This is a genomic window from Thermococcus sp. MV11 (assembly GCF_012027285.1).
Lineage (GTDB): Archaea > Methanobacteriota_B > Thermococci > Thermococcales > Thermococcaceae > Thermococcus > Thermococcus cleftensis.
In genome coordinates this window covers 789,579-808,392 of record NZ_SNUD01000001.1, presented here as the reverse complement: position 1 = coordinate 808,392, position 18,814 = coordinate 789,579, and the positions used below count along the sequence as shown (strand labels likewise).

The 18,814-nt window shown below is 53.9% G+C and carries 23 protein-coding genes and 2 tRNA genes; 18 read left to right on the top strand and 7 right to left on the bottom strand.

Features of this window, described 5'->3' with window-relative positions; genetic code table 11:
- Nucleotides 1–21: 21 nt before the first annotated feature.
- From E3E27_RS04515 to E3E27_RS04505, 3 genes are read right to left on the bottom strand one after another with little or no spacing between them, the layout of a single operon-like run.
- Complete coding sequence (locus tag E3E27_RS04515) at nt 22–234, bottom strand: helix-turn-helix domain-containing protein (RefSeq protein ID WP_014788220.1); 213 nt, start codon at nt 232–234, stop codon at nt 22–24.
- Nucleotides 231–557 carry an Sjogren's syndrome/scleroderma autoantigen 1 family protein gene (locus E3E27_RS04510; protein WP_167773558.1) on the bottom strand — a complete coding sequence of 109 codons (327 nt, stop codon included), beginning with the start codon at nt 555–557 and terminating at the stop codon, nt 231–233. The genes E3E27_RS04515 and E3E27_RS04510 overlap by 4 nt, the downstream gene beginning before the upstream one ends.
- A gap of 3 nt (nt 558–560) precedes the next feature.
- Nucleotides 561–1,286, bottom strand: coding sequence for an arginase family protein (locus tag E3E27_RS04505; RefSeq protein ID WP_014788218.1), 726 nt, complete (start codon nt 1,284–1,286; stop codon nt 561–563).
- 138 nt (nt 1,287–1,424) lie between these two features.
- On the opposite strand from E3E27_RS04505, the gene hxlAB reads away from it, so the two are divergent.
- Genes hxlAB through E3E27_RS04480 form a run of 5 tightly spaced genes read left to right on the top strand, consistent with a single transcriptional unit; the run spans nt 1,425 to nt 5,094 of the window.
- Nucleotides 1,425–2,645 (top strand): bifunctional 3-hexulose-6-phosphate synthase/6-phospho-3-hexuloisomerase, encoded by a 1,221-nt coding sequence (gene hxlAB, locus E3E27_RS04500; RefSeq protein ID WP_167773557.1) that lies wholly within the window; start codon nt 1,425–1,427, stop codon nt 2,643–2,645.
- A 51-nt stretch (nt 2,646–2,696) separates the two neighbouring features.
- Nucleotides 2,697–3,452, top strand: a complete 756-nt coding sequence (locus tag E3E27_RS04495) for a hypothetical protein (RefSeq protein ID WP_014788216.1) — start codon at nt 2,697–2,699, stop codon at nt 3,450–3,452.
- A gap of 8 nt (nt 3,453–3,460) precedes the next feature.
- Nucleotides 3,461–4,105, top strand: a complete 645-nt coding sequence (locus E3E27_RS04490; protein WP_167773556.1) for a TIGR02253 family HAD-type hydrolase — start codon at nt 3,461–3,463, stop codon at nt 4,103–4,105.
- Entirely contained in the window at nt 4,102–4,281 is a 180-nt protein-coding gene (locus E3E27_RS04485) for a hypothetical protein (protein WP_167773555.1), read from the top strand. The genes E3E27_RS04490 and E3E27_RS04485 overlap by 4 nt, the downstream gene beginning before the upstream one ends.
- 3 nt (nt 4,282–4,284) lie before the next feature.
- The gene (locus tag E3E27_RS04480; RefSeq protein WP_167773554.1) at nt 4,285–5,094 is read left to right on the top strand and encodes a DUF4392 domain-containing protein; all 810 of its coding nucleotides are present in this window, start codon (nt 4,285–4,287) and stop codon (nt 5,092–5,094) included.
- On the opposite strand, the gene E3E27_RS04475 is transcribed toward E3E27_RS04480, so the two are convergent.
- Nucleotides 5,081–5,446, bottom strand: coding sequence for a hypothetical protein (locus tag E3E27_RS04475; protein WP_167773553.1), 366 nt, complete (start codon nt 5,444–5,446; stop codon nt 5,081–5,083). The genes E3E27_RS04480 and E3E27_RS04475 overlap by 14 nt on opposite strands.
- Complete coding sequence (locus tag E3E27_RS04470) at nt 5,424–6,149, bottom strand: hypothetical protein (RefSeq protein WP_167773552.1); 726 nt, start codon at nt 6,147–6,149, stop codon at nt 5,424–5,426. Before E3E27_RS04470 ends, E3E27_RS04475 begins: the two co-directional genes overlap by 23 nt.
- 216 nt (nt 6,150–6,365) lie before the next feature.
- Here E3E27_RS04470 and E3E27_RS04465 point away from each other — a divergent pair, with 216 nt between their 5' ends.
- The 11 genes from E3E27_RS04465 to E3E27_RS04415 all read left to right on the top strand — a co-directional run bounded on the left by E3E27_RS04465 (nt 6,366) and on the right by E3E27_RS04415 (nt 15,905).
- Complete coding sequence (locus E3E27_RS04465) at nt 6,366–6,848, top strand: hypothetical protein (RefSeq protein ID WP_167773551.1); 483 nt, start codon at nt 6,366–6,368, stop codon at nt 6,846–6,848.
- 5 nt (nt 6,849–6,853) lie between these two features.
- Nucleotides 6,854–7,207, top strand: a complete 354-nt coding sequence (locus tag E3E27_RS04460) for a roadblock/LC7 domain-containing protein (protein WP_167773550.1) — start codon at nt 6,854–6,856, stop codon at nt 7,205–7,207.
- 4 nt (nt 7,208–7,211) lie between these two features.
- A complete protein-coding gene (locus E3E27_RS04455) occupies nt 7,212–7,889 on the top strand; it encodes a DUF2226 domain-containing protein (RefSeq protein WP_167773549.1) in 678 nt (225 codons plus the stop codon).
- A gap of 32 nt (nt 7,890–7,921) precedes the next feature.
- Nucleotides 7,922–8,542, top strand: coding sequence for an HD domain-containing protein (locus tag E3E27_RS04450; protein WP_167773773.1), 621 nt, complete (start codon nt 7,922–7,924; stop codon nt 8,540–8,542).
- A gap of 101 nt (nt 8,543–8,643) precedes the next feature.
- Nucleotides 8,644–9,156 carry a KH domain-containing protein gene (locus E3E27_RS04445; RefSeq protein ID WP_014788211.1) on the top strand — a complete coding sequence of 171 codons (513 nt, stop codon included), beginning with the start codon at nt 8,644–8,646 and terminating at the stop codon, nt 9,154–9,156.
- A 45-nt stretch (nt 9,157–9,201) separates the two neighbouring features.
- Nucleotides 9,202–10,518, top strand: a complete 1,317-nt coding sequence (gene aspS, locus E3E27_RS04440; protein ID WP_167773548.1) for an aspartate--tRNA(Asn) ligase — start codon at nt 9,202–9,204, stop codon at nt 10,516–10,518.
- Nucleotides 10,519–10,578: 60 nt separating this feature from the next.
- Nucleotides 10,579–12,636: a hypothetical protein gene (locus E3E27_RS04435; RefSeq protein ID WP_167773547.1), complete on the top strand. Its 2,058-nt coding sequence runs from the start codon at nt 10,579–10,581 to the stop codon at nt 12,634–12,636.
- Between the two features lie 64 nt (nt 12,637–12,700).
- Nucleotides 12,701–13,057, top strand: coding sequence for a peptidyl-tRNA hydrolase Pth2 (pth2, locus tag E3E27_RS04430; RefSeq protein WP_167773772.1), 357 nt, complete (start codon nt 12,701–12,703; stop codon nt 13,055–13,057).
- A gap of 3 nt (nt 13,058–13,060) precedes the next feature.
- Nucleotides 13,061–14,308 carry a tRNA pseudouridine(13) synthase TruD gene (gene truD / locus E3E27_RS04425; RefSeq protein WP_167773546.1) on the top strand — a complete coding sequence of 416 codons (1,248 nt, stop codon included), beginning with the start codon at nt 13,061–13,063 and terminating at the stop codon, nt 14,306–14,308.
- A 51-nt stretch (nt 14,309–14,359) separates the two neighbouring features.
- Complete coding sequence (locus tag E3E27_RS04420) at nt 14,360–15,097, top strand: phosphoglycolate phosphatase (RefSeq protein WP_167773545.1); 738 nt, start codon at nt 14,360–14,362, stop codon at nt 15,095–15,097.
- Nucleotides 15,072–15,905, top strand: coding sequence for a GNAT family N-acetyltransferase (locus E3E27_RS04415; protein ID WP_167773544.1), 834 nt, complete (start codon nt 15,072–15,074; stop codon nt 15,903–15,905). The genes E3E27_RS04420 and E3E27_RS04415 overlap by 26 nt, the downstream gene beginning before the upstream one ends.
- Here E3E27_RS04415 and E3E27_RS04410 read toward each other — a convergent pair.
- Nucleotides 15,898–17,043, bottom strand: a complete 1,146-nt coding sequence (locus tag E3E27_RS04410; protein ID WP_167773771.1) for a M20 family metallopeptidase — start codon at nt 17,041–17,043, stop codon at nt 15,898–15,900. The two genes, E3E27_RS04415 and E3E27_RS04410, sit on opposite strands and share 8 nt — an antisense overlap.
- Nucleotides 17,044–17,167: 124 nt before the next feature.
- On the opposite strand from E3E27_RS04410, the gene E3E27_RS04405 reads away from it, so the two are divergent.
- A tRNA-Ala gene (locus E3E27_RS04405) sits at nt 17,168–17,245 on the top strand.
- An 11-nt stretch (nt 17,246–17,256) separates the two neighbouring features.
- A tRNA-Val gene (locus E3E27_RS04400) sits at nt 17,257–17,334 on the top strand.
- A 381-nt stretch (nt 17,335–17,715) separates the two neighbouring features.
- Here the strand turns inward: E3E27_RS04400 and E3E27_RS04395 are convergent.
- Entirely contained in the window at nt 17,716–18,804 is a 1,089-nt protein-coding gene (locus E3E27_RS04395; protein WP_167773543.1) for an ATP-binding protein, read from the bottom strand.
- Between the last annotated feature and the right edge of the window lie 10 nt (nt 18,805–18,814).

Genomic DNA, 18,814 nt, shown 5'->3' with positions numbered 1-18,814 from the left:
CAATTATAATGGAAAGAAAAGTCAGACGTACTTGAACTCTTCCTCAAGCTCGTCCTTCTCCTTCAGCTTCCAGTAAAGCTTCCCGTCCCTTTCAAAGGCCTCGGCCTTCCCGCTCTCGGCGAAGCGGAGTAAATAACGCCTCACTTCCATCGGTCTGATCCCGGTTTCCTCCGCTATCTCCTCGACGGTCTTCGGGCCGCTCTCAAGGGCCTTGAGAACCTTCACGTTCTTCATTCCCCTCCCTCCAGGACTTTGTACCTTTCTAACAGATTTATTATGAGTTCCATGACCCTTAAGTGTTTCTCAAGCTCCTCGATGTCCTCCGGGAGGGAGTTGGCGAGCTCGTTTAGCTTTTCCATCAGCCTCTCCTCGACGCCCTTCAGCTCAGCCTGTCTCTGCTTCTTCCTGTGCTCGCAGACGGGGCAGAAAACCTTCCCGTCCTTCTCGAAGAGCGGGGAGCCACACTTGGGGCAGTGCCTGTCAAGCATCTTAGCGCCGGAGAGCATGAGGGGCATTATTATCTTCCTTATCTCCTCCTCCGTGGGAGCCTTCGTCATCTCTCACCCTCCCAGGAGCTGGAACACTTCGACGAACGCCTTCTTTCCGAGTCTCGAGCGTCTTATTCTGTCCGAGACCTCGGCAATGTCAAAGGCTTTTATCCTGAAGTTCTCCTTGATTCCCTCCAAAAGCTCTAGGAGCTCTTCTAGGGTCAGCTCGCCGTGCTGGAAGCGGGCTATCTTGTACTCCGGTCTTAAGACGTCCATGTCCACGGTGAGGTAAACCTCATCACCGAGGTACTTCTTGGTTTCGTCAAGTATCTCCAAGAGGTCGTTGGTCTGGAGGTTCCTGTAGGCCCTCCACTTTCCCCTTACCCTCCTGCTCCTCAGCAGAGCCGGGAATATTTTGACCCTTCTCGTCCACAGCTGGGTCCTCTCGGTTGTGGGTATCATCAGAACCGGGGCCAGAACGACGGCCCTGTTCACGAGGCGCTCTTCCAGGGCGTAGGCGAGCCACGAGCCGTGGTCAAGGTAGTCGTGCATAAGGTCAGTGTGGGCATCGACGCTGATGAGGGATTGGGGCCTGAGCTTTTCAGCTATCCCGTACGTGGCAAGGTGCTCCCCTATTATGTACGCCCTATCCTGGGGAATCCTCTCGGCCAAAAGCTCGACCCTGCTTGATTCCACTATCATGTAGTCGTCGATGAGCTTGTTGCGCTTGAGGAGCTGGAGAACGTACAGAACCCCGTCCCTGTTGGGTTTTTCTCCGAAGGGAATGAACGTTACCATTGATTCCACCGCCCCCTGTTGGGTCTCGTGCTTTTAAAGTTTGGCCGAGCTCTTGGACATCTAAATGTTAATTTGCAATGCCAAAGTTTAAAAAGTAGCATCGCAAGCTTAAATCGAAAACTCTTCGGAGGCGAGGAGATGATACTCCAGGTTGCCCTGGACCTCACTGATATTGAGCAGGCCATTTCTATAGCCGAGAAGGCTGCGAAGGGCGGCGCTCACTGGCTAGAGGTTGGGACCCCGCTCATAAAGAAAGAGGGCATGCGCGCTGTCGAGCTTCTCAAGAGGCGCTTTCCGGACAGAAAGATCGTCGCCGACCTCAAGACCATGGACACCGGCGCTCTGGAGGTCGAGATGGCGGCTAGGCACGGTGCCGATGTTGTTTCTATCCTCGGCGTCGCGGACGACAAGACCATAAAGGACGCGGTCGAGGTCGCCAGGAGGTATGGAATCAGGGTCATGGTCGATCTAATCGGTGTCAAGGACAAGGTTAAGCGCGCCAAGGAACTCGAGAAGATGGGCGCCCACTACATACTCGTCCACACGGGCATAGACGAGCAGGTTCAGGGCAAGAGCCCGCTGGAGGACCTGGAAAAGGTCGTCAAGGCTGTGAGCGTTCCCGTTGCGGTGGCCGGTGGTTTAAACCTTGATACCATACCCAAGGTCGTCGAGCTTGGCGCCACCATAATAATCGTCGGCGGCGCGATAACCAAGGCCAAGGATCCGGAGGAAGTCACCAGGAAGATAATAGACCTCTTCTGGGGCGAGTACATGATGACCATAAGAAAGGCCATGACCGACATACTCGACCACATCAACAACGTCGCGGGAGAGCTGAAGCTTGATCAGGTTCGCGGCTTCATCGACGCCATGATAGGGGCCAACAAGATATTCATCTACGGCGCCGGCAGGAGCGGCCTCGTCGGCAAGGCCTTCGCGATGAGGCTCATGCACCTCGACTTCAACGTTTACGTCGTCGGTGAGACCATAACACCTGCGTTTGAACCAGGAGATCTCCTCATAGCCATCAGCGGTTCCGGCGAGACCAACAGCATCGTCGATGCCGCAGAGATAGCCAAGAAGCAGGGAGGCAAGGTTGTTGCGATAACCTCCTACGCCAGCTCGACCCTTGGAAAGCTCGCGGACGTGGTGGTTGAGATACCCGGAAGGGCCAAGACCGACATACCAACCGACTACATAGCGAGGCAGATGCTCACGAAGTACAAGTGGATAGCGCCGATGGGAACCCTCTTCGAGGACTCGACCATGATATTCCTCGACGGCGTCATAGCGCTCCTCATGGCGACCTTCCAGAAGACCGAGAAGGACATGAAACGGAAGCACGCCACCCTTGAGTGAGCACCGAAAAGGATATGAACGGCCCCCCATATTTTCCTTTTAGGGGTCGTCATGCAGTCTTTTACCCACGTCTTCGTCGGAATCGGGGGAACCGGAGCGAGGATTGTAAACAGCATCACTGCCGACGGGATAGTCAAGGTAACCGTCAATCCAGCATACTATCTCCTTCCGAACTCCAATAGTTACGAGGATCGGCTGAGGAACTTCTTTTCCAGGCTCCCAAGGGACACGTTTCTCTGGCTCGTGTTCGAGGACAAGGACATCAACCACGAGCTCAGGGAAATCATAACCGAGAGTGCCCCGGGGGATACCATAAAGCTGGCCTACGTCCTCACTCCCCGCAAGGAACTTGTTGAGGAGAAAAAACCCTCCTGGGCACGGGAATTTGAAACGGTCTTCTACGACTCCCTCTGGGACTTCTTCTCCGATGAAAACGTTTCCCTGGTAAAAGCTTTTGAGAGAGCCTCTGCCAACATAGCCGAGATGTTCTCCCGTCTCTACTACTACCTGGAAACGCAGATGCTCGTGAACATCGACTATGCGGACCTCTTCAACATGATCCGAGGGGGCAACGTGGGCATACTTCGCCTCCTCCGCGAGGTGGATTTCACCTGGCACTGGGGGATATGGGAGAGGGGCCTGATTGGAATCCTGGTCGGGAGCGATTTTCCACTGAGGGGCGCCCACAGCATACTGCGGAACTTTCAGGAGGTACTGTCGGAGAAGGACATAATATGGGGCGTCATAACGGACGAAAGTTTAAACGGCAGGGTCGAGATACTGGCACTGCTGGTTAAGAAGTGGTAGGTGATAGAATGAAGGCGGTTCTCTTCGACATCGATGGGACGATATTGACAGAGATGCCTCTTATCCAGCTCTTCCTCCCGCAGGTCTACGACAGGCTCTCGAAAAAGCTTGGAATCAGCAAGGACGAGGCAAGGGAGCGCTTTCTGGCCGAGATATTCGAAAGGAGGGACACCTACGACTGGCACGACTGGAACTTCTTCTTCAGGCTCTTCGACCTCGACCTACGCTACGAAGAGCTCCTAAAAAGATACCCCCACAGGCTCAAGGTTTATCCCGACACGGTGCCGACCCTCGAGTGGCTCAAAAAAGAGGGCTACCTCCTGGGCGTCATCACGAGCGGGCCAGAGTACCAGAGGCTCAAGCTCGAGCTGACCGGCCTTTCGAGGTACTTTGACGTAATCGTCACCCGCGAGGACGTGAGGACCATAAAGCCCGAACCTAAAATTTTCCTCTACTCCCTTGAAGCCCTGGGAGTCGAGCCCGATGAGGCGGTTATGGTCGGCGACTCACTGAGCCAGGACGTTTACGGTGCCAAGAACGTTGGAATGACCGCCGTCTGGATAAACCGGGAAGGTGAAATCGGTTACAACATGGCGGATTACGAGATTAGGACCCTTCACGAGCTTAGAAAAATCCTGGGGGGATTGGAATGAAGGAGATATTCAGTGGGGAGGGTGTCTTTGTCGAGTATTCGGAGAAGAAGGTCAGACTCGAGAACGGCCACGAGCTGACCCACAGGAGTGAGAAGCCGACGGAGCTATGGTGGAAGCTCAAGGAGGCCGTGAAGGGAAAGAGGGTTAAGGTGGTCGTGTACGAGATAGGGGAATGAGCCATGATAGCCCACCTCATAAACACCGACGTGGGAAACCGCGGGGTTCTGGGCCTGTACCTGGACTACCGCAGGAGGAATCCCAATTTTTTACATAATTCTGCAAAAATGTTTTTGGACAATTATGATAGAGTGCTCATCGTCACGGGCTTCCCCATACCCCCCACCATGCGCGCCGAGACCGACGGGCCGCCGGGAACGCTGGCCCTGGCCAAGGCCGTTGAAACCCTCGGCGGCAGGGCGGAGATACTGACCTATCCCGAGGTGGAAAATGCACTCGATGCCTTCGGACTGGAATTCGTCAGGGAACCGGACGTTTCCTCCTATTCTCTGGTCATCGCGGTGGAAACCCCCGGCAGGGCGGCCGATGGGAGGTACTACTCCATGAGTGGGCTGGAGATAACGAGGGAAACTTTTGACGGTGTTATCCTCACGGCTAGAGAGGTTGGGGTGCCAACGATAGGCATAGGCGACGGGGGAAACGAGGCTGGAATGGGCAGGATAAGGGATCTGGTCGTCAAGCACGTTCCCCATGGTGAGAGAATAGCAAGCGTCGTGGAGACCGATGAGCTGATCCTCTCGGCCGTTTCCAACTGGGGCGCCTATGGCCTCGTTGCCCAGGCCTCAATTGAGTTAGGGAGGGAGCTGCTCCCCGGCTGGGACGAGAGGACGATAGTGAAGGCCATCTCGAAGCTCGGGTTAATCGACGGTGTCCTGAAGACCCAGACGCCTTCCGTGGACGGGGTAAGCTTGAGCGTTCACGATGCCATCGTTGAGCTTTTAAATAAAATTGTCGAATTCAAAGAAGGTTGAGTTCCTTCCCCGTTGCTTCTTTTATTTCCCTCAGTCGCTCCCAGGTCGGGATTTTTTCTGTCTTGGCCAGCATGACGACGTCGTCCGTTATAGCGAGTATAAGGTATATCCCCTCCTTTGAGATTACGATGTAGTCATCTGAAGGTTCCAATGATGATAGTTTCTTTCGTAGCTCCGGGAGCTCGGCTGAGAGTTCTTCAACTGAATCCAGGGTTCCGCTTATTGGGAGGCCCTCTGCGGTTGCTAGAATAAACTCTTTAATTCCGAATCTCCTTTCCAACAACTCCTGGAAGCTTCCAAATTCTTTTGTTCCTGGTTTTAAGAGGTTCCTAAGTTTCTCCAGGAATCTCATCTTTACCAACCTCCAGTCCGATGAGCTTTACATACTCTGAACAGTACCTCTCAATGAGAGCTATTCCAGATTTTTCAAACCATACTTCGGGCTGTTCGGGTTCCATGTTCCTGGATAGCCGTTTTGTGATCCTCTTTTGAATCCTTACTAGGTCCTCAGAGGTGATCCAATGGTAGGTAATTCTTAATTTCTTTAGATGCCTTGTCAGTTTATTTTCATGTCCTCTTGTTGGGACAAGGGGAGGTGTTCTCGAAATGACTACGTGGATTCTATTACGCATATTGCTCTCAAGGACACTATCGAGCAACTCAATGACATTCCTTAGTCTCAAAGACTCAGTAAGGACCCACAACAAAATTTTGCAGTTTCTAATGTCTAGAATCAGGAGAAGCTTCAATCGTCTGGTTCCTGCCTTGGGGTGTAGCAATATCACTGCAATTATGGAGTCCCATTTTTTAAACATCTTATTTATTTCTCCCGACAGCTTTCGAGTCTTCTGTTCTCTTAGCGTGCTCCACACTTTGTACTTGGACACATTAATATTAACCCCGGATAGATAGTTCTGGATTTCTTCTATCGTATAACCTTGACGCTTAAGATCCAGTATGAGTTGAACCGTCTCGGGAGACAGTTCTTCTCGCTTTCTGCCAGGAGTGTTAATCTGTTTTGTTTTAAGAACCTGGAGTATCCTTCTTCGCGACACTCCAAGCACCGCCGCGATTTCATCGAGCTTTAATCCTTGCGCCCTTAATTGTAGTATTTTCTCGACGTCCTCAGGTTTAAGCTTCATAGGTCGTTGTGCACTATTGGCAAAGTGGGTTTATATAACTAATGCGAAATCATTTCCAAATATCATGCGGCAAATATTATATATTCACACAGTATCACTCCAGTGACAGCCCCCTTTGGGGTGTTATCCATGACGGAGGCGAAAGTCGTGGAGAGAGTTAATGAGAGGTCAGAAGAAATGGCAACCAAAATAAACAACCTAGTTCTTTATGGAATATATAAGGTTCTTGGGGCAGGTGCTCGAGGTCTGGGGAACTCAATCGGGGAAGAGCTACTTAACACGATGATGGAGGAATACGGACTGAACTTTGAAGGCAGTGATGATCCTCAGGAACTTCTAAACAGGTTCACTGAGGTTATGATAAACACTTTGGGCTTCGCGGAGAAAGGGGAAATAATCGTAAACGGTAACGTGGTGACATTAAAGCTGGATAATCCTATGGACCTGTATGCCCTCCAACTTCTCGATAAGAATGGCATGAAGCCCGTCCTGTACCCTATGGCCAATGCTATAGCGGCCGCTATAAAGAGATTTAGTGGGAAGAACGTTCTGATACGGGGGATTCGTGTTTCAGACAGACACGTTGAGGTAGACATGCTTATCTTGGGGTGATCAAAATGTTTGAAAATGTTATAGCCGACCTCCTCAGGGTTGAGGGTGTCAGGGGTGTCGCGATTGTTAGCAAAGATGGTCTGCTCATAGAGGGTCAGGCCAGTGATAGGACGATTGACATTGAAAGTGTCTCAGCCATGGTTGCAACCATATATGGAACTGCACTCAACGTGTCCAACGAAGTTTTTCACGAGGAAGCAGTTGACATGGTGACGCTTGAATCTCCTAAGGGCAAGATAATAACGGTTGAAGCTGGAGAGAACGCGGTTCTCACGGTCCTCACCGATCCGAAGGTTAATCTGGGCCTGGTTAGAATTTACCTCAAGCGGAACGCCCAGAAGATAGCCTCAATGTTGTAGGAGTATGGTGAGGGTAATGTTTAGCGGTCGGCTTGTACGAATAGAGACACGCTCAATATTCCCCGAGGTTCTCAAAGACCTCGGGGAGGGTTATGTCCTTTTTTCTTGGCGTGATGGAGAGGATCTCAAAAGGGCGTTTATATTCGTGGCCTCTGGCAGGGTCATTGGTGCTTTCGTTGAGGCTGTCATTTCAGGATACAGCAGAGAGGGTAATAATGCCATTGATGACATTGAAACTGCTCTGTCCAAGGGGCTTGTAAAGGCATTTGAAGTGTATGAAGCGGAGGTTGGCAGTATACTGTCTGAAAGGCCGACTTTGGCTGTTAGTTCATTCCCCCTGATGAGCCTCAGAGGCAACGAGATCCAAGAACTTCTTAAGTTGTACCGTTCATTTAGTGGGTGGCTCCAGATTAAAAGTGGGGATAGAGAGTGGCATTTGGCCGTTCAGAATGGAATAACACTCAGGGCACATCTCCTCAGTGGAAACCTACTTGGTGATGACGCAGTTCTGTTCCTTCTCAGGGAGTTTGATCATGTGATTAAAAATGGTGTCTACCGCTTTTTCTCAGGCGAGGGGAGTTTTCCTGTTGGGAGTGAAGTATTTGAACATTCCACATCGTTTCTTGATGTAGCGGAAGCTATCAAGCTTAAAATGGACATTGAAGCTGGATTAGCCTTTTAAACTCACTTCTTTTTTTCTGGACGGTGATTATGATGAGGCTGGAAGACTTCATAAGGGAAGAGGATTCAATCAGATTGATAGAACGGACGAGGGAGTTCGCGAAGGGCTTCTTCGAGAGGGAAGGGACGCACGGCTTTAGCCATACCGAAAGGGTCTTCAACCTCTGCCTCCACATCGGCAGGGAGGAGGGGGCCGATTTAGAGGTGCTCGCTTTGGCCTCTCTCCTCCACGACATAGCGAGGCCCCTGGAGAGCGCGGGGAAGGTCGAGGACCACGCGGTTGAGGGTGCAAAAATTGCGAGGCGTTTCCTGACGAGCCTAGGTTACCCCGAGGAGAAGGTTGAAGCTGTCGCCCATGCCATCGAAGCCCATCGCTTTTCGAGGGGACCCGAGCCGAAAACGCTCGAGGCAAAAATCCTGAGCGACGCCGACAAGCTTGACGCGATTGGTGCTATCGGAATAGCGCGTGTTTTTATGTACTCGGGCGAGCATGGAAGGGACATAGAGGCATCTCTAAGGCACTTCGAGGAGAAGATCCTCAAGCTCAAGGATTTGATGTACACCGAAACCGCCAGGAGGATTGCCGAGGAGAGGCACGTCTTTACCCTTGAATTCATTGAGAGGATAAGGCGCGAGATAGAGGGCGAAATCTGAACCCTTTTCCGGCTTTTTAATTCCATAATAACCTTTTTAAAGGACTTCCAGAATTAAGGGTTAGCCCCTTTAAGGTCATTCTCAGGCGAGGAGGTGAGAAGATGAAGGCGCCAATCTGTGAGGTGTGCTTGAAGACCGACGACATTCTGTGTCCGGCTGACGAGAAAAAGCTCCAAGAGGGGATTATCTCCGAACTGGACGTTAAGGTCGCGAGGCTTCTCTACAGGCTCATCGGGGACGTTGATATGGAGTTCAAGAAGGCCGTTGAGGCCGGCGATCTCATAGTCATCGTCGTTGGTGAGGGCGACGTCCCCGTAACAATCGGCAAAGGCGGAAAGAACATCAAGGCCCTCATGAGGGAGCTTGGAAAGAGGATACGTGTTATCGAGGCCGTTGAGGTCAAAGGTACCGAGGACATCAAGAAGCTCGCCACCGACCTCCTCTACCCGGCGGGAGTCTTTGGCGTGAACATCGTTTACAAGCCCGGAGGGGGAACCTACTACAAGGTTCTCGTCCTTGGCAGGGACAGGAAGAAGCTCCCGGAGAAGGCTGAGGTGCTGGAGAGCATACTCTCCCAGATAACCGGATCCGAGGTAAAGATAAACTTTATTTGAACTTCCTTTTCTCTCCTACAGGTTTCACAACCGGAGGTAGATGGTATGTATCGGACGCACTACTCGAGCGAGATAACTGAGGAGCTGAACGGCCAGAAGGTTAAGGTGGCCGGCTGGGTATGGGAAATCAAGGATTTGGGCGGAATAAAGTTCCTCTGGCTCAGGGACAGGGAAGGCATAGTCCAGATAACCGCCCCCAAGAAGAAGGTCGAGCCGGAGCTCTTCAAGCTCATTCCGAAGCTCAACGCCGAGGACGTAGTGGCGGTTGAAGGCATCGTGAACTTCACGCCCAAGGCAAAGCTCGGCTTCGAGATTCTCCCTGAGAGGCTCGAAATCCTCAGCAGGGCCGAGAGCCCGCTCCCCCTCGACCCGACCGGCAAGGTAAAGGCCGAGCTCGACACCCGCCTGGACAACCGCTTCATAGACGTTAGAAGGCCGGAAGTGATGGCGATTTTCAAGATACGCTCAAGCGTCTTCAAGGCAATCAGGGATTTCTTCCACGAGAACGGCTTCATCGAAATCCACACGCCCAAGATTATAGCGACTGCCACCGAGGGCGGAACCGAGCTCTTCCCCATGAAGTACTTCGAGAAGGACGCTTTCCTTGCCCAGAGCCCCCAGCTCTACAAGCAGATCATGATGGCTTCAGGTTTGGACAGGGTCTACGAGATAGCCCCGATTTTCAGGGCTGAAGAGCACAACACCACCAGACACCTCAACGAGGCCTGGAGCGTCGATGCGGAGATGGCGTTCATCGAGAACGAGGAAGAGGTGATGAGCCTCCTTGAGAGGCTGGTGGCTTATACAATCAACTACGTCCGCGAGCACAACGCGAAGGAACTGGAGACCCTCAACTTCGAGCTTGAGGAGCCGAAGCTCCCGTTCCCGAGGCTGAGCTACGACAAAGCACTTGAGATTCTCGCTGATTTGGGCAAGGAAATCCCCTGGGGAGAGGACATAGACACCGAAGGGGAAAGGCTCCTCGGGAAGTACATGATGGAGAACGAGAACGCTCCACTTTACTTCCTCTACCGCTACCCCAGCGAGGCGAAGCCGTTCTACATCATGAAGTACGAGGATAGGCCAGAAATCTGCAGGGCCTTCGATTTGGAGTACAGGGGCGTTGAGATAACCTCCGGCGGTCAGAGGGAGCACCGCTACGATGTTCTCGTCGAGCAGATAAAGGAGAAGGGGCTCAATCCAGCCAACTTCGAGTTCTACCTCCAGGCCTTCCGCTACGGCATGCCGCCGCACGGGGGCTTCGGCCTCGGCGCTGAGAGGCTGATAAAGCAGATGCTCGACCTTCCAAACATCAGGGAAGTTATACTCTTCCCGAGGGACAGGAAGAGGCTCACACCGTAACGCCTTTATACCACCTTTTCCTTTTGGTGATTAGCTAACTACTCTTTGGAGGCTGGAGGCATGAAAAAGGCCATTGCTTTAATCCTACTGGGGCTGATGGTTTTCTCACTGACACCGATGGCACGCCCAGTGATGTCAGCTGCCGTGCCCGAGAGCGCCAGCATAACCGGTGACGTTTACCTTGGCCTGGGAGACAAGGCAATTCTTGGACCTTTCGAGATTCAGTTCGTCGATGTCACGCCAAACTGGAGCAAGATTTATCTCCTTGTCAACGGGCCTCAGGGGCCGCTCAGGTACGTCCTGAGCCTCAACGGTTACCTCCTCTACCCGTCGAGTGCGAACGTTTACCTGAACGTGAGTCTCCTTTGGATTAGATACGATACCAAGTCAGTCCTCCTCGAGATAAAATCACCCCTCCAGAAGATTCTCTCCGACCAAAACATGGTCGTTGGAAACACCATTACCTTACCCGAGGGGTTCCCCCAGATAAAGATAAAACTGACCTCTGTTTCGGGCGATACGGCCACTTTCACCGTCACCATGCCCTACGGGAAGACCTACACGCTGACCGTGAACAAGGGTTCGGCGGCTTCCGTCGGCTACCAGCTTGACAGTTCACACTCCTATTCCAACTACCTCACCGTGGAGGTCACCAACACCGTCACTAACGGTGCTACCGTGAACATCTACATTCCCAAGGTCGCCTCGACGGACTTCAAGATAGTGAAGGAGGGCGAGGAGAACCCGCCGGAACCGCCGCAGGAGGAGACGGTGCTGGTTTACAACGGTCTCCTCTACGTGAACGAGAAGCTCCCCGTGAAGGTTGAGAACACCACTTACTACGTTAAGCTTGTCTCTGCGATTCCAGACGTTGCCAAGGTTGAGGTTCTGGAGGGCAGCGAGAGCCTCGGCACGATGCTCCTAGAGGTTGGAGACGTTCCAAAGGACGTTCCGGGAACGCCCCTTAAGCTCTCCGTCCAGAACGTCGAGCCGGACTACAAGAGGGCCACGATTAGGGTCTACGCTCCACTTGGAACCCAGGTGACCCCGATACTTCGTCAGGCCAACATCGTGGCGACGATCGATGCGATACCCAAGGAGATAATGCTGGACGACAACCTGGTGGTCACCATCAACGTCAAGAACCTGGGAAGGGGCGACGCCTACGACGTGAGCGTCGCCGCGCCGATACCGAACGACTTCGAGCTCATCAGCATGACCAAGACCTGGAACCTCAAGACCTTCCCGGCCTTCACCAACATGCCGGCGCTCATCTACGTCCTCAAGCCCACCAAGGTCGGCGAGTTCGACATTGGAAAGGCCGTCGTTACCTTCTACGACGACCAGAGCCTTGAGACGGGCAAGAAGAAAACCGTGTACTCCGCTCCCCTGACCGGCATCAAGGTCTACAACGTGCCCACCATCGAGGTCACTGCCCAGGCCTACAACGGCACCTGGAGTAACTACGTGACCGCCAGAGTCGGTGATGAGGTTAAAGTTAAGTTCACCCTCAGCGCCTCCGAGGGCAACCCGGACTTCGAGTTCGTAAAGAACGCCACCCTGCTCCTCGACCTCCCGGCAAGCGTCGATGGTCAGGGTCTGGTTGAGCTCGGCACGATAAGGGCCGGCGAGACCAAGACAGTCCAGCTCGACCTCACCGTCCTCAAGGAGAACCTGACCAACATCGGGGCCACCCTCGTCTACCTCGACCCGCTCGGCGGTCAGCACAGGCTCAACCTAGGAAACCTCGTCACCATAAACAGTGTTCCGCCGAGGATAATCAGGGAGGAGGTCAAGGTCTGGCCTACCCCCGAAGAGCTTCCGGAATACGTGAACAAGACCCTGGCCGGAATGGAGGACCCGATCCCGCTGGCCGAGAAGCTCGCCAACATCTCCGCCTACTACCTTCCCAAGGAGGAGAAGAGCAACCCCTGGCTGCCCCTGGCGATAATCTTCCTGCTGGCCGCGGTGATAGCGGGAGGACTGGCATATAAGTACCGCGATGAGGCGGAGAAGCTCAGGGAGAAGCTTGAGAGGAAGAAGCAGAGGCGTCCGGGAGGACTGCCCAAGAAGGAGGGCGAAGAAACCGAGACCGGCCAGGGAATGGCCGAGCTCTGATTCTCCCTTTTTCTGCTTCCTTAACTTTATAAACCGACCCCTCAGAGTTTCTCCGGTGTGGGTCATGTTCAGGTACAAGCAGGTCATAGTCTCGCGGAGGGACCTCAAGCTCAGCAAGGGCAAGTTCGCCGTTCAGGTGGCTCACGGGGCGGTGACGGCCGCTCTAAAGGCCCAGAAAGAAAAGCCAGAGTGGTTCAGGGCCTGGTTCAACGAGGGCCAGAAGAAGGTCGTGGTGAAGGCGGAGAACCTCGAAGAACTCTTCCAGCTGAAGGCCCAGGCTGAGAAGCTCGGCCTTCCAACAGCGCTGATACGCGACGCTGGCTTAACCGAGATTCCGCCGGGAACGGTAACCGTTTTAGCAATCGGTCCCGGGCCGGAGGAGCTCGTCGATAAGGTCACCGGGCATTTGAAGCTGGTGTGAGCCATGGACCACCGCGAGTTCTTCTCCCAGTTCCGCCATCTGAGCGAGAGGCCGGGGATAGGCGGACGGATAAAGGCCCTCCCCGAGGACTTCGTCGTAATAGAGGAGCCTTTGCCCTCGATCTTCGAGGGCAAGAGACATGCCATATTCCTCCTCAAGAAGCGCAACTGGGACACGATGACGGCCGTAAAGGAGATAGCGAAGCGTGCCGGGATAAGCCATCGCGAGATAGGCTTCGCCGGGACCAAGGACCGGCACGCCGTTACTCATCAGTACATAAGCGTCCCCGCGGGGGCCAGGGAAAAGGTGGAATCGCTCCGGATCAGGGACATCGAGCTGACCTTTGCAGGCTACGGCCGCTTCATCAAGCTCGGCCACCTCCTTGGAAACCGATTCAAGATAACCGTGAGGAACGTTGGCGAGAGGGCCTTTGAGAGGACGAAGGAGATAGTCCGCGAGCTCCGCGAGAAGGGGGGCTTTCCCAACTACTTCGGCTACCAGCGCTTCGGGGAGAGAAGGGTGGTGAACCACCTCGTCGGGAAGCTCCTCCTTCGGGGAGAGTTTGAGGAAGCGGCGAGGCTCTTCCTCGGCCATGCAGACGGGAGTATGGAGGGCGACGAGGCCAGGAAAACCTTCTGGGAAACCGGGGACGTGGACAGGGCTTTGGAGGAGTTCCCGCGCTTTCTGAGGTACGAGAGGACTCTGCTCCACACCTACAAAAAAACGGGGAGCTGGAGGAAGGCCTTTCTCTCGCTCCCGCTCCCAATAATGCGCATCTTCATTCACTCCTACCAGAGCTACCTCTTCAACCTCTACCTGTCGAGGAGAATAGAGGAGCTTCCCCTGAACGAGGCCCTCGCCGGGGACGTCGTGGTCCAAATGAAGGGCGGAATCCCCTACCGCGACAGAACATACCGTGTCACCGAGACCAACAGGGATTTCGTCAATGAGAAGGTACGGAAGGGGCAGGCGATGGTTTCAGGCCCGCTCTTCGGCTTCTCCATGAGGGAAGCAAAGGGTCTCCCGGGAGAGCTTGAGAGGGAAATCCTCGAGGAGGAAGGGATTGGCCTTGAAGCCTTCAGGAGACTGCCGAGGCCGATGGCCGAACCCGGTGGGAGGAGGGAACTTCTCATAAGGCCCCTTGGCTTAACATACGGTTACATTCCCGGCACGGGTATGTGCTTCCGCTTCTTCCTGCCGAAGGGGGTTTACGCGACGAGTGTCCTGAGGGAGATAATGAAGGACCATTAATGGGTAGAAATCCTTATAATCGCTCCTTCCTTCCCGTTTCTGGGTGAGAGAATGATTAGGGCGATATCGCTCGACATAGACGGGACGATAACCTACAGGGACAGAACCCTGAGCATCGACGCCCTGAAGGCCATCAGGCTCGCAGAGAGGCTCGGCGTTCCAGTGATGCTAGTAACGGGGAACTCAGTCCCTTTCGCCGAGGCCGCCGCCGTCTTCATCGGCACGAGCGGGCCGGTCATAGCCGAAGACGGTGGAGCACTTTCGCTCAAGGGCGAGGGGACGATGAGGAAGCGCGTTTTCCTCACGGATATGGACGAGGAGTGGATACTCTGGAGCGAGCTGAAGAAGCGCTATCCTGAGGCCGAGCTTAGCTACTCGACGATGGAGCGGAAAGCCGGCCTCGTGCTGAGGAGAACGGTTCCGGTCGAGGTTGTAAGAGAGATTATCGAGGAGCTTGGGCTTAACCTAATAGCCGTCGATTCGGGCTTCGCAATCCACGTCAAGAAGCCCTGGATAAACAAGGGGACTGGGATTGAGAAGGCCTGCGAGTTTTTAGGGATAAAGCCGAGCGAGGTGGCGCACGTCGGTGACGGGGAGAACGACCTCGACGCCTTCCGCGTCGTCGGTTACCGTGTTGCCATAGCCCAGGCCCCCGAGAGCGTGAAAAGAGAGGCCGACTACGTAACCCGGAAGCCCTACGGCGACGGCGGTGCCGAGGCTATAATTCACATTCTGAGGAAGTTCGGCTACCTCGGTGAGGGCGATGAGGATCCGCTTGGCGACCCTTGAAGACGTCAGAGGTATTGTTGAGCTCCATACCGCCGGAGAGAATTTGAAGGGCAGTCTCTATGGGCGCTACACGAGGGGTGGCCCGTGGACGAGCGTTGAGACCCTAGCGGTTCACATCAACAACCTTCTCCTCGACGACCAGCTCGTTGCTGTTGCCGAGCTTGACGGGAAAATCGTTGGTGAAGTTGAAGTCCTTTTCTCGGAGGAGCCCGTTTTGGGAAGGCAGATGAGGATAGCCCACGTTGACGTCATCGAAGTTCACCCCGATTACAGGGGTAGGGGAATAGGAAGGGCCCTAGTGGAGTTCGTCGAGGACGTTGCCCGGGAGAGGGGTGCGGAGATGCTGACGGTTCAGCCCGACGATGAAGCCAAGGGCTTTTACGAGAGGCTCGGCTTCAATGTTGAGCTCTTTGATGGAACCATGGTGTGGGTTCATGCAAAGGGCATGGGACGGACGGAGGTTCTTGAATTCAGCTGGCAGAACGTTAAAAACCTTGAACTGGTTGCAGGACGCTTCCAGAGCTCCTACAGCGTGTTCTTCTCAGCATTCAGGGACAACATCGCTGGCATTCACTACACGGTCGAAGCAGGAAAGAGCGGGGACTCCTACTACGCCCTCAGAAACCTTCCCGGCAGGGAGGGGGTTGCACTTCTCCTGTGGGGGAGGATTGAAGACGTTAAACCCGTCCTCGGGCGGGCAAAGGTCCTTGGCTTTGAGGGGGTTTTAACCGTCCTCCAGCGCGGAACTAAGAGCTTTGGGGTGGAAAAGGTTGGGGAAGTTAAAATAATGGGAAAGCCCATCACGTGAGGAACTCCAGAGCTAGGGCAACCTCCATGGCCGTTCCGAGGTAAAGCACGTCCTCGTCCACGTCAAAGCGCGGGTGGTGGTGCGGGTGAATTATCCCCTTCTCCTCGTTGCGGATCCCGAGCGTTAGGAAAGCCCCGGGAACTTTCTGGAGGTAGACGGCAAAATCTTCCGCACCCATCGTCGGTTCAACACCTCCGTGCCTAATGCCATACTTCTCGGCGACTCTTCTGGCAAACCTTGCCATCTCAGCGTCGTTAATCGTCGGTGGGACGAGCTCCTCTATTGAGAGCTCGTAGGAGGCACCGTGGGCCATGGCGACGCCCCTGAATATCTCCTGTATGCGCCTCTGGATAAGATCCCCTATCTCAGGATTGAAGAATCTTATCGTACCCTTCATCTCGACTTCCTCAGGAATCACGTTGAAGGCCGTTCCAGCGTGCACCGCCGTGACGCTGACCACTCCTGTCTCGATCGGGGAAACGTTCCTGCTCACTATCGTCTGAAGGGCCAGTATCGTCTCCGCTGATATGGGAATTGGGTCAACCGTCTGGTGGGGGGAAGCCCCGTGTCCGCCCCTGCCCGTTATCCTGGCGGAGAATATTCCAGCCCCCGCCATGAACGGCCCTTCCTGGATTCCAATTATTCCGCTCGGGAGGTCTATCCACACGTGGAAGCCGAAGATTGCGTCAACGCCTTCCAAAGCGCCACCCTCAATCATCTTAACCGCTCCGTTGCCACCTTCCTCCGCCGGCTGGAAGATGAGCCTTACCCTACCGTTGAACTCCTCGGCGTGCTCGGCTATTATTTTTGCCGCCCCGAGGAGCATCGCAGTGTGGGCGTCATGACCGCAGGCGTGCATCTTTCCGGGAATTCTGGACTTGTAGGGAACGTCGTTCTCCTCCTGAATCGGCAGGGCGTCCATGTCGGCGCGGAGGGCTATCGTCTTCTCGCCCTCCCCGATGTCCGCTATGATGCCCGTCCCGACGCGCTTTACCCTGTAGCCCCACTCACGCAGGTGTTCCTCTACAATCTTCGACGTCCTCTCCTCCTCGTACTTTAGCTCAGGATACATGTGGAAGTCCCTTCTCCAGGAGATAATCTGCTCCTTAATCTTCAGAGCCTCTTCGACGGGATTCATGCCAATCACCGTTTCGGTATTCACAGAACACCATATTAGCTTTTCGATGGGTATCTGAAAGATATCCCCCAACCGCAAAATTTATAAACCCCCCCAGATAGGTGATTACGGCGTCGATGGGAGTGGGCCGGTAGCTCAGCCTGGTATGAGCGCCGCCTTGGCAAGGCGGAGGCCCCGGGTTCAAATCCCGGCCGGTCCACCAACATTTGGGCTGGGCCCGTGGTCTAGACTGGTTATGACGCCACCCTGACAAGGTGGAGGTCCGGGGTTCGAATCCCCGCGGGCCCACCAGTTACAAACTTCGCCTGCGCGAAGTTTGATCAAGGTTCGTAGCTCCTTCTTGAAATGCCGGTTTCCAGGGGGTTTCTTATTATTGGAGCAGTTTAGTGTGGAGAATTGCTTTAAAAGCCTCTTTGTGTAGGGTTTGCTTTCTTTTGATGCCCTTCGGACATCTTTTCGAAGTCAAACCCCTTTGCAAGGAATCTTTGGAGGTTCTCACAGGAAAAGTTGACCTCGAGTTTAGAAACCCACCCTCAGAGTGCAACATTATAAAAGAGCTACCAACTTTTGGTCAAGCTTTCTTAAAGCTTGCTCTGTACTCTCAAACCCCCGTAGTGGGGGTTTTGCCCCCACGCCCTCGAAAACTTTGCCTGCTTTCTGTAATAACCCGCTTTATCTCCGCAACGCGAACTCCAGCACGGGGTCGGCTATGTGGTAGGTTATGTTCCTGCCGTTGATCTTTTTCTCTATAAACGAGGCCTTGAGGAGGGCATCAAGGAGCCTAGCAAGGGTTGCATCTGTTATTTCACGCTTTTCTGCTTTTTCAAGCTCCGTCTTCAGCTCGCTCCAAGTGTTTCTTCCGCGGGCTATTGCGTGGAGAACGGTCAAATATCGCTTTCTTGCGAGGGGTCTCTTCTCAAGGAAGCGATCAAGCTCTCCCAAAGCCATCTTCGACGCTTCTTCAAGAACCTTATCCACAGTTTTTTTGTCCAGTCCTTCCTTGAGCGAAATCACTCCAAACTTAACGAGCCATCCAACTATGCCGTCAAGCCTGTTAACTGCCTCCTCCAGGATCTCTGCCGGCGCTTTGATTCCCGCCTGTTCAAAGCCTTTAGTTAGAAAATCCAGGCTGTGCTCTCTCGAAAACCGCCTGAGTTCTATTTCATGACAGACCCTCCCGTAAAGGGGTGCATTGGGGTTCTCAATGCCAATAAAGTCGTAGAGAAGCCCAACCTCGCTCCCGGTTAAGATGAAGCTTGTCTCGCCGTAGTCATAGAAATGGGCTATCAGTGAAGCCAGCTCCTTTCCGGCTGGCCCTCTAATCTCCTGAACCTCATCGAACGCTATTACAAACCCCTCGCTTTCAAGGGCGGAGATCAGGGAATACAACGTTTCGGGGTTCTTCCACGAGAGCGAGACTCCCACACCGGAAATCCTCACACCTTCTATGAGCCTTATCTTGTCCTTCACTCTTTTGAGGAGGGGAGCGTTTTTCGATAGGTATTCGTTGAGTGCCGCTTGAAAGCGGAGGTATAGGTCGCGCCTTGAGTTGGGATTCACCCCCCTGAGATCAACTATGACGTGGGGGAGTTTCGCTTCGTTGAGGGCCACCCTTAGGAGGGAGGTCTTCCCAAGCCTGCGTATTCCTTTGAGCAGTATGAGGGGCTTCCGTGAGTTTATGGCACTTAGTAACTCTTCCAACTCCTTCTCCCTGTCATAGAGGTCCTCTCTCCTGACCTTGGGTCTCTCATCAAAGTACAAACTACCACCC

Bases quoted from the DNA above. Each gene is read 5' to 3' on its own strand.
- E3E27_RS04435 (WP_167773547.1), top strand. From the start codon at position 10,579: ATGAAAAAGGCCATTGCTTTAATCCTACTGGGGCTGATGGTTTTCTCA.
- E3E27_RS04465 (WP_167773551.1), top strand. From the start codon at position 6,366: ATGACGGAGGCGAAAGTCGTGGAGAGAGTTAATGAGAGGTCAGAAGAA.
- E3E27_RS04480 (WP_167773554.1), top strand. From the start codon at position 4,285: ATGATAGCCCACCTCATAAACACCGACGTGGGAAACCGCGGGGTTCTG.
- E3E27_RS04445 (WP_014788211.1), top strand. From the start codon at position 8,644: ATGAAGGCGCCAATCTGTGAGGTGTGCTTGAAGACCGACGACATTCTG.
- aspS (WP_167773548.1), top strand. From the start codon at position 9,202: ATGTATCGGACGCACTACTCGAGCGAGATAACTGAGGAGCTGAACGGC.
- E3E27_RS04485 (WP_167773555.1), top strand. From the start codon at position 4,102: ATGAAGGAGATATTCAGTGGGGAGGGTGTCTTTGTCGAGTATTCGGAG.
- E3E27_RS04420 (WP_167773545.1), top strand. From the start codon at position 14,360: ATGATTAGGGCGATATCGCTCGACATAGACGGGACGATAACCTACAGG.
- E3E27_RS04505 (WP_014788218.1), bottom strand. From the start codon at position 1,286: ATGGTAACGTTCATTCCCTTCGGAGAAAAACCCAACAGGGACGGGGTT.
- E3E27_RS04450 (WP_167773773.1), top strand. From the start codon at position 7,922: ATGAGGCTGGAAGACTTCATAAGGGAAGAGGATTCAATCAGATTGATA.
- E3E27_RS04490 (WP_167773556.1), top strand. From the start codon at position 3,461: ATGAAGGCGGTTCTCTTCGACATCGATGGGACGATATTGACAGAGATG.
- truD (WP_167773546.1), top strand. From the start codon at position 13,061: ATGGACCACCGCGAGTTCTTCTCCCAGTTCCGCCATCTGAGCGAGAGG.
- E3E27_RS04510 (WP_167773558.1), bottom strand. From the start codon at position 557: ATGACGAAGGCTCCCACGGAGGAGGAGATAAGGAAGATAATAATGCCC.
- E3E27_RS04455 (WP_167773549.1), top strand. From the start codon at position 7,212: ATGGTGAGGGTAATGTTTAGCGGTCGGCTTGTACGAATAGAGACACGC.
- pth2 (WP_167773772.1), top strand. From the start codon at position 12,701: ATGTTCAGGTACAAGCAGGTCATAGTCTCGCGGAGGGACCTCAAGCTC.
- E3E27_RS04495 (WP_014788216.1), top strand. From the start codon at position 2,697: ATGCAGTCTTTTACCCACGTCTTCGTCGGAATCGGGGGAACCGGAGCG.
- E3E27_RS04415 (WP_167773544.1), top strand. From the start codon at position 15,072: ATGAGGATCCGCTTGGCGACCCTTGAAGACGTCAGAGGTATTGTTGAG.
- hxlAB (WP_167773557.1), top strand. From the start codon at position 1,425: ATGATACTCCAGGTTGCCCTGGACCTCACTGATATTGAGCAGGCCATT.
- E3E27_RS04410 (WP_167773771.1), bottom strand. From the start codon at position 17,043: ATGAATCCCGTCGAAGAGGCTCTGAAGATTAAGGAGCAGATTATCTCC.
- E3E27_RS04460 (WP_167773550.1), top strand. From the start codon at position 6,854: ATGTTTGAAAATGTTATAGCCGACCTCCTCAGGGTTGAGGGTGTCAGG.
- E3E27_RS04515 (WP_014788220.1), bottom strand. From the start codon at position 234: ATGAAGAACGTGAAGGTTCTCAAGGCCCTTGAGAGCGGCCCGAAGACC.
- E3E27_RS04475 (WP_167773553.1), bottom strand. From the start codon at position 5,446: ATGAGATTCCTGGAGAAACTTAGGAACCTCTTAAAACCAGGAACAAAA.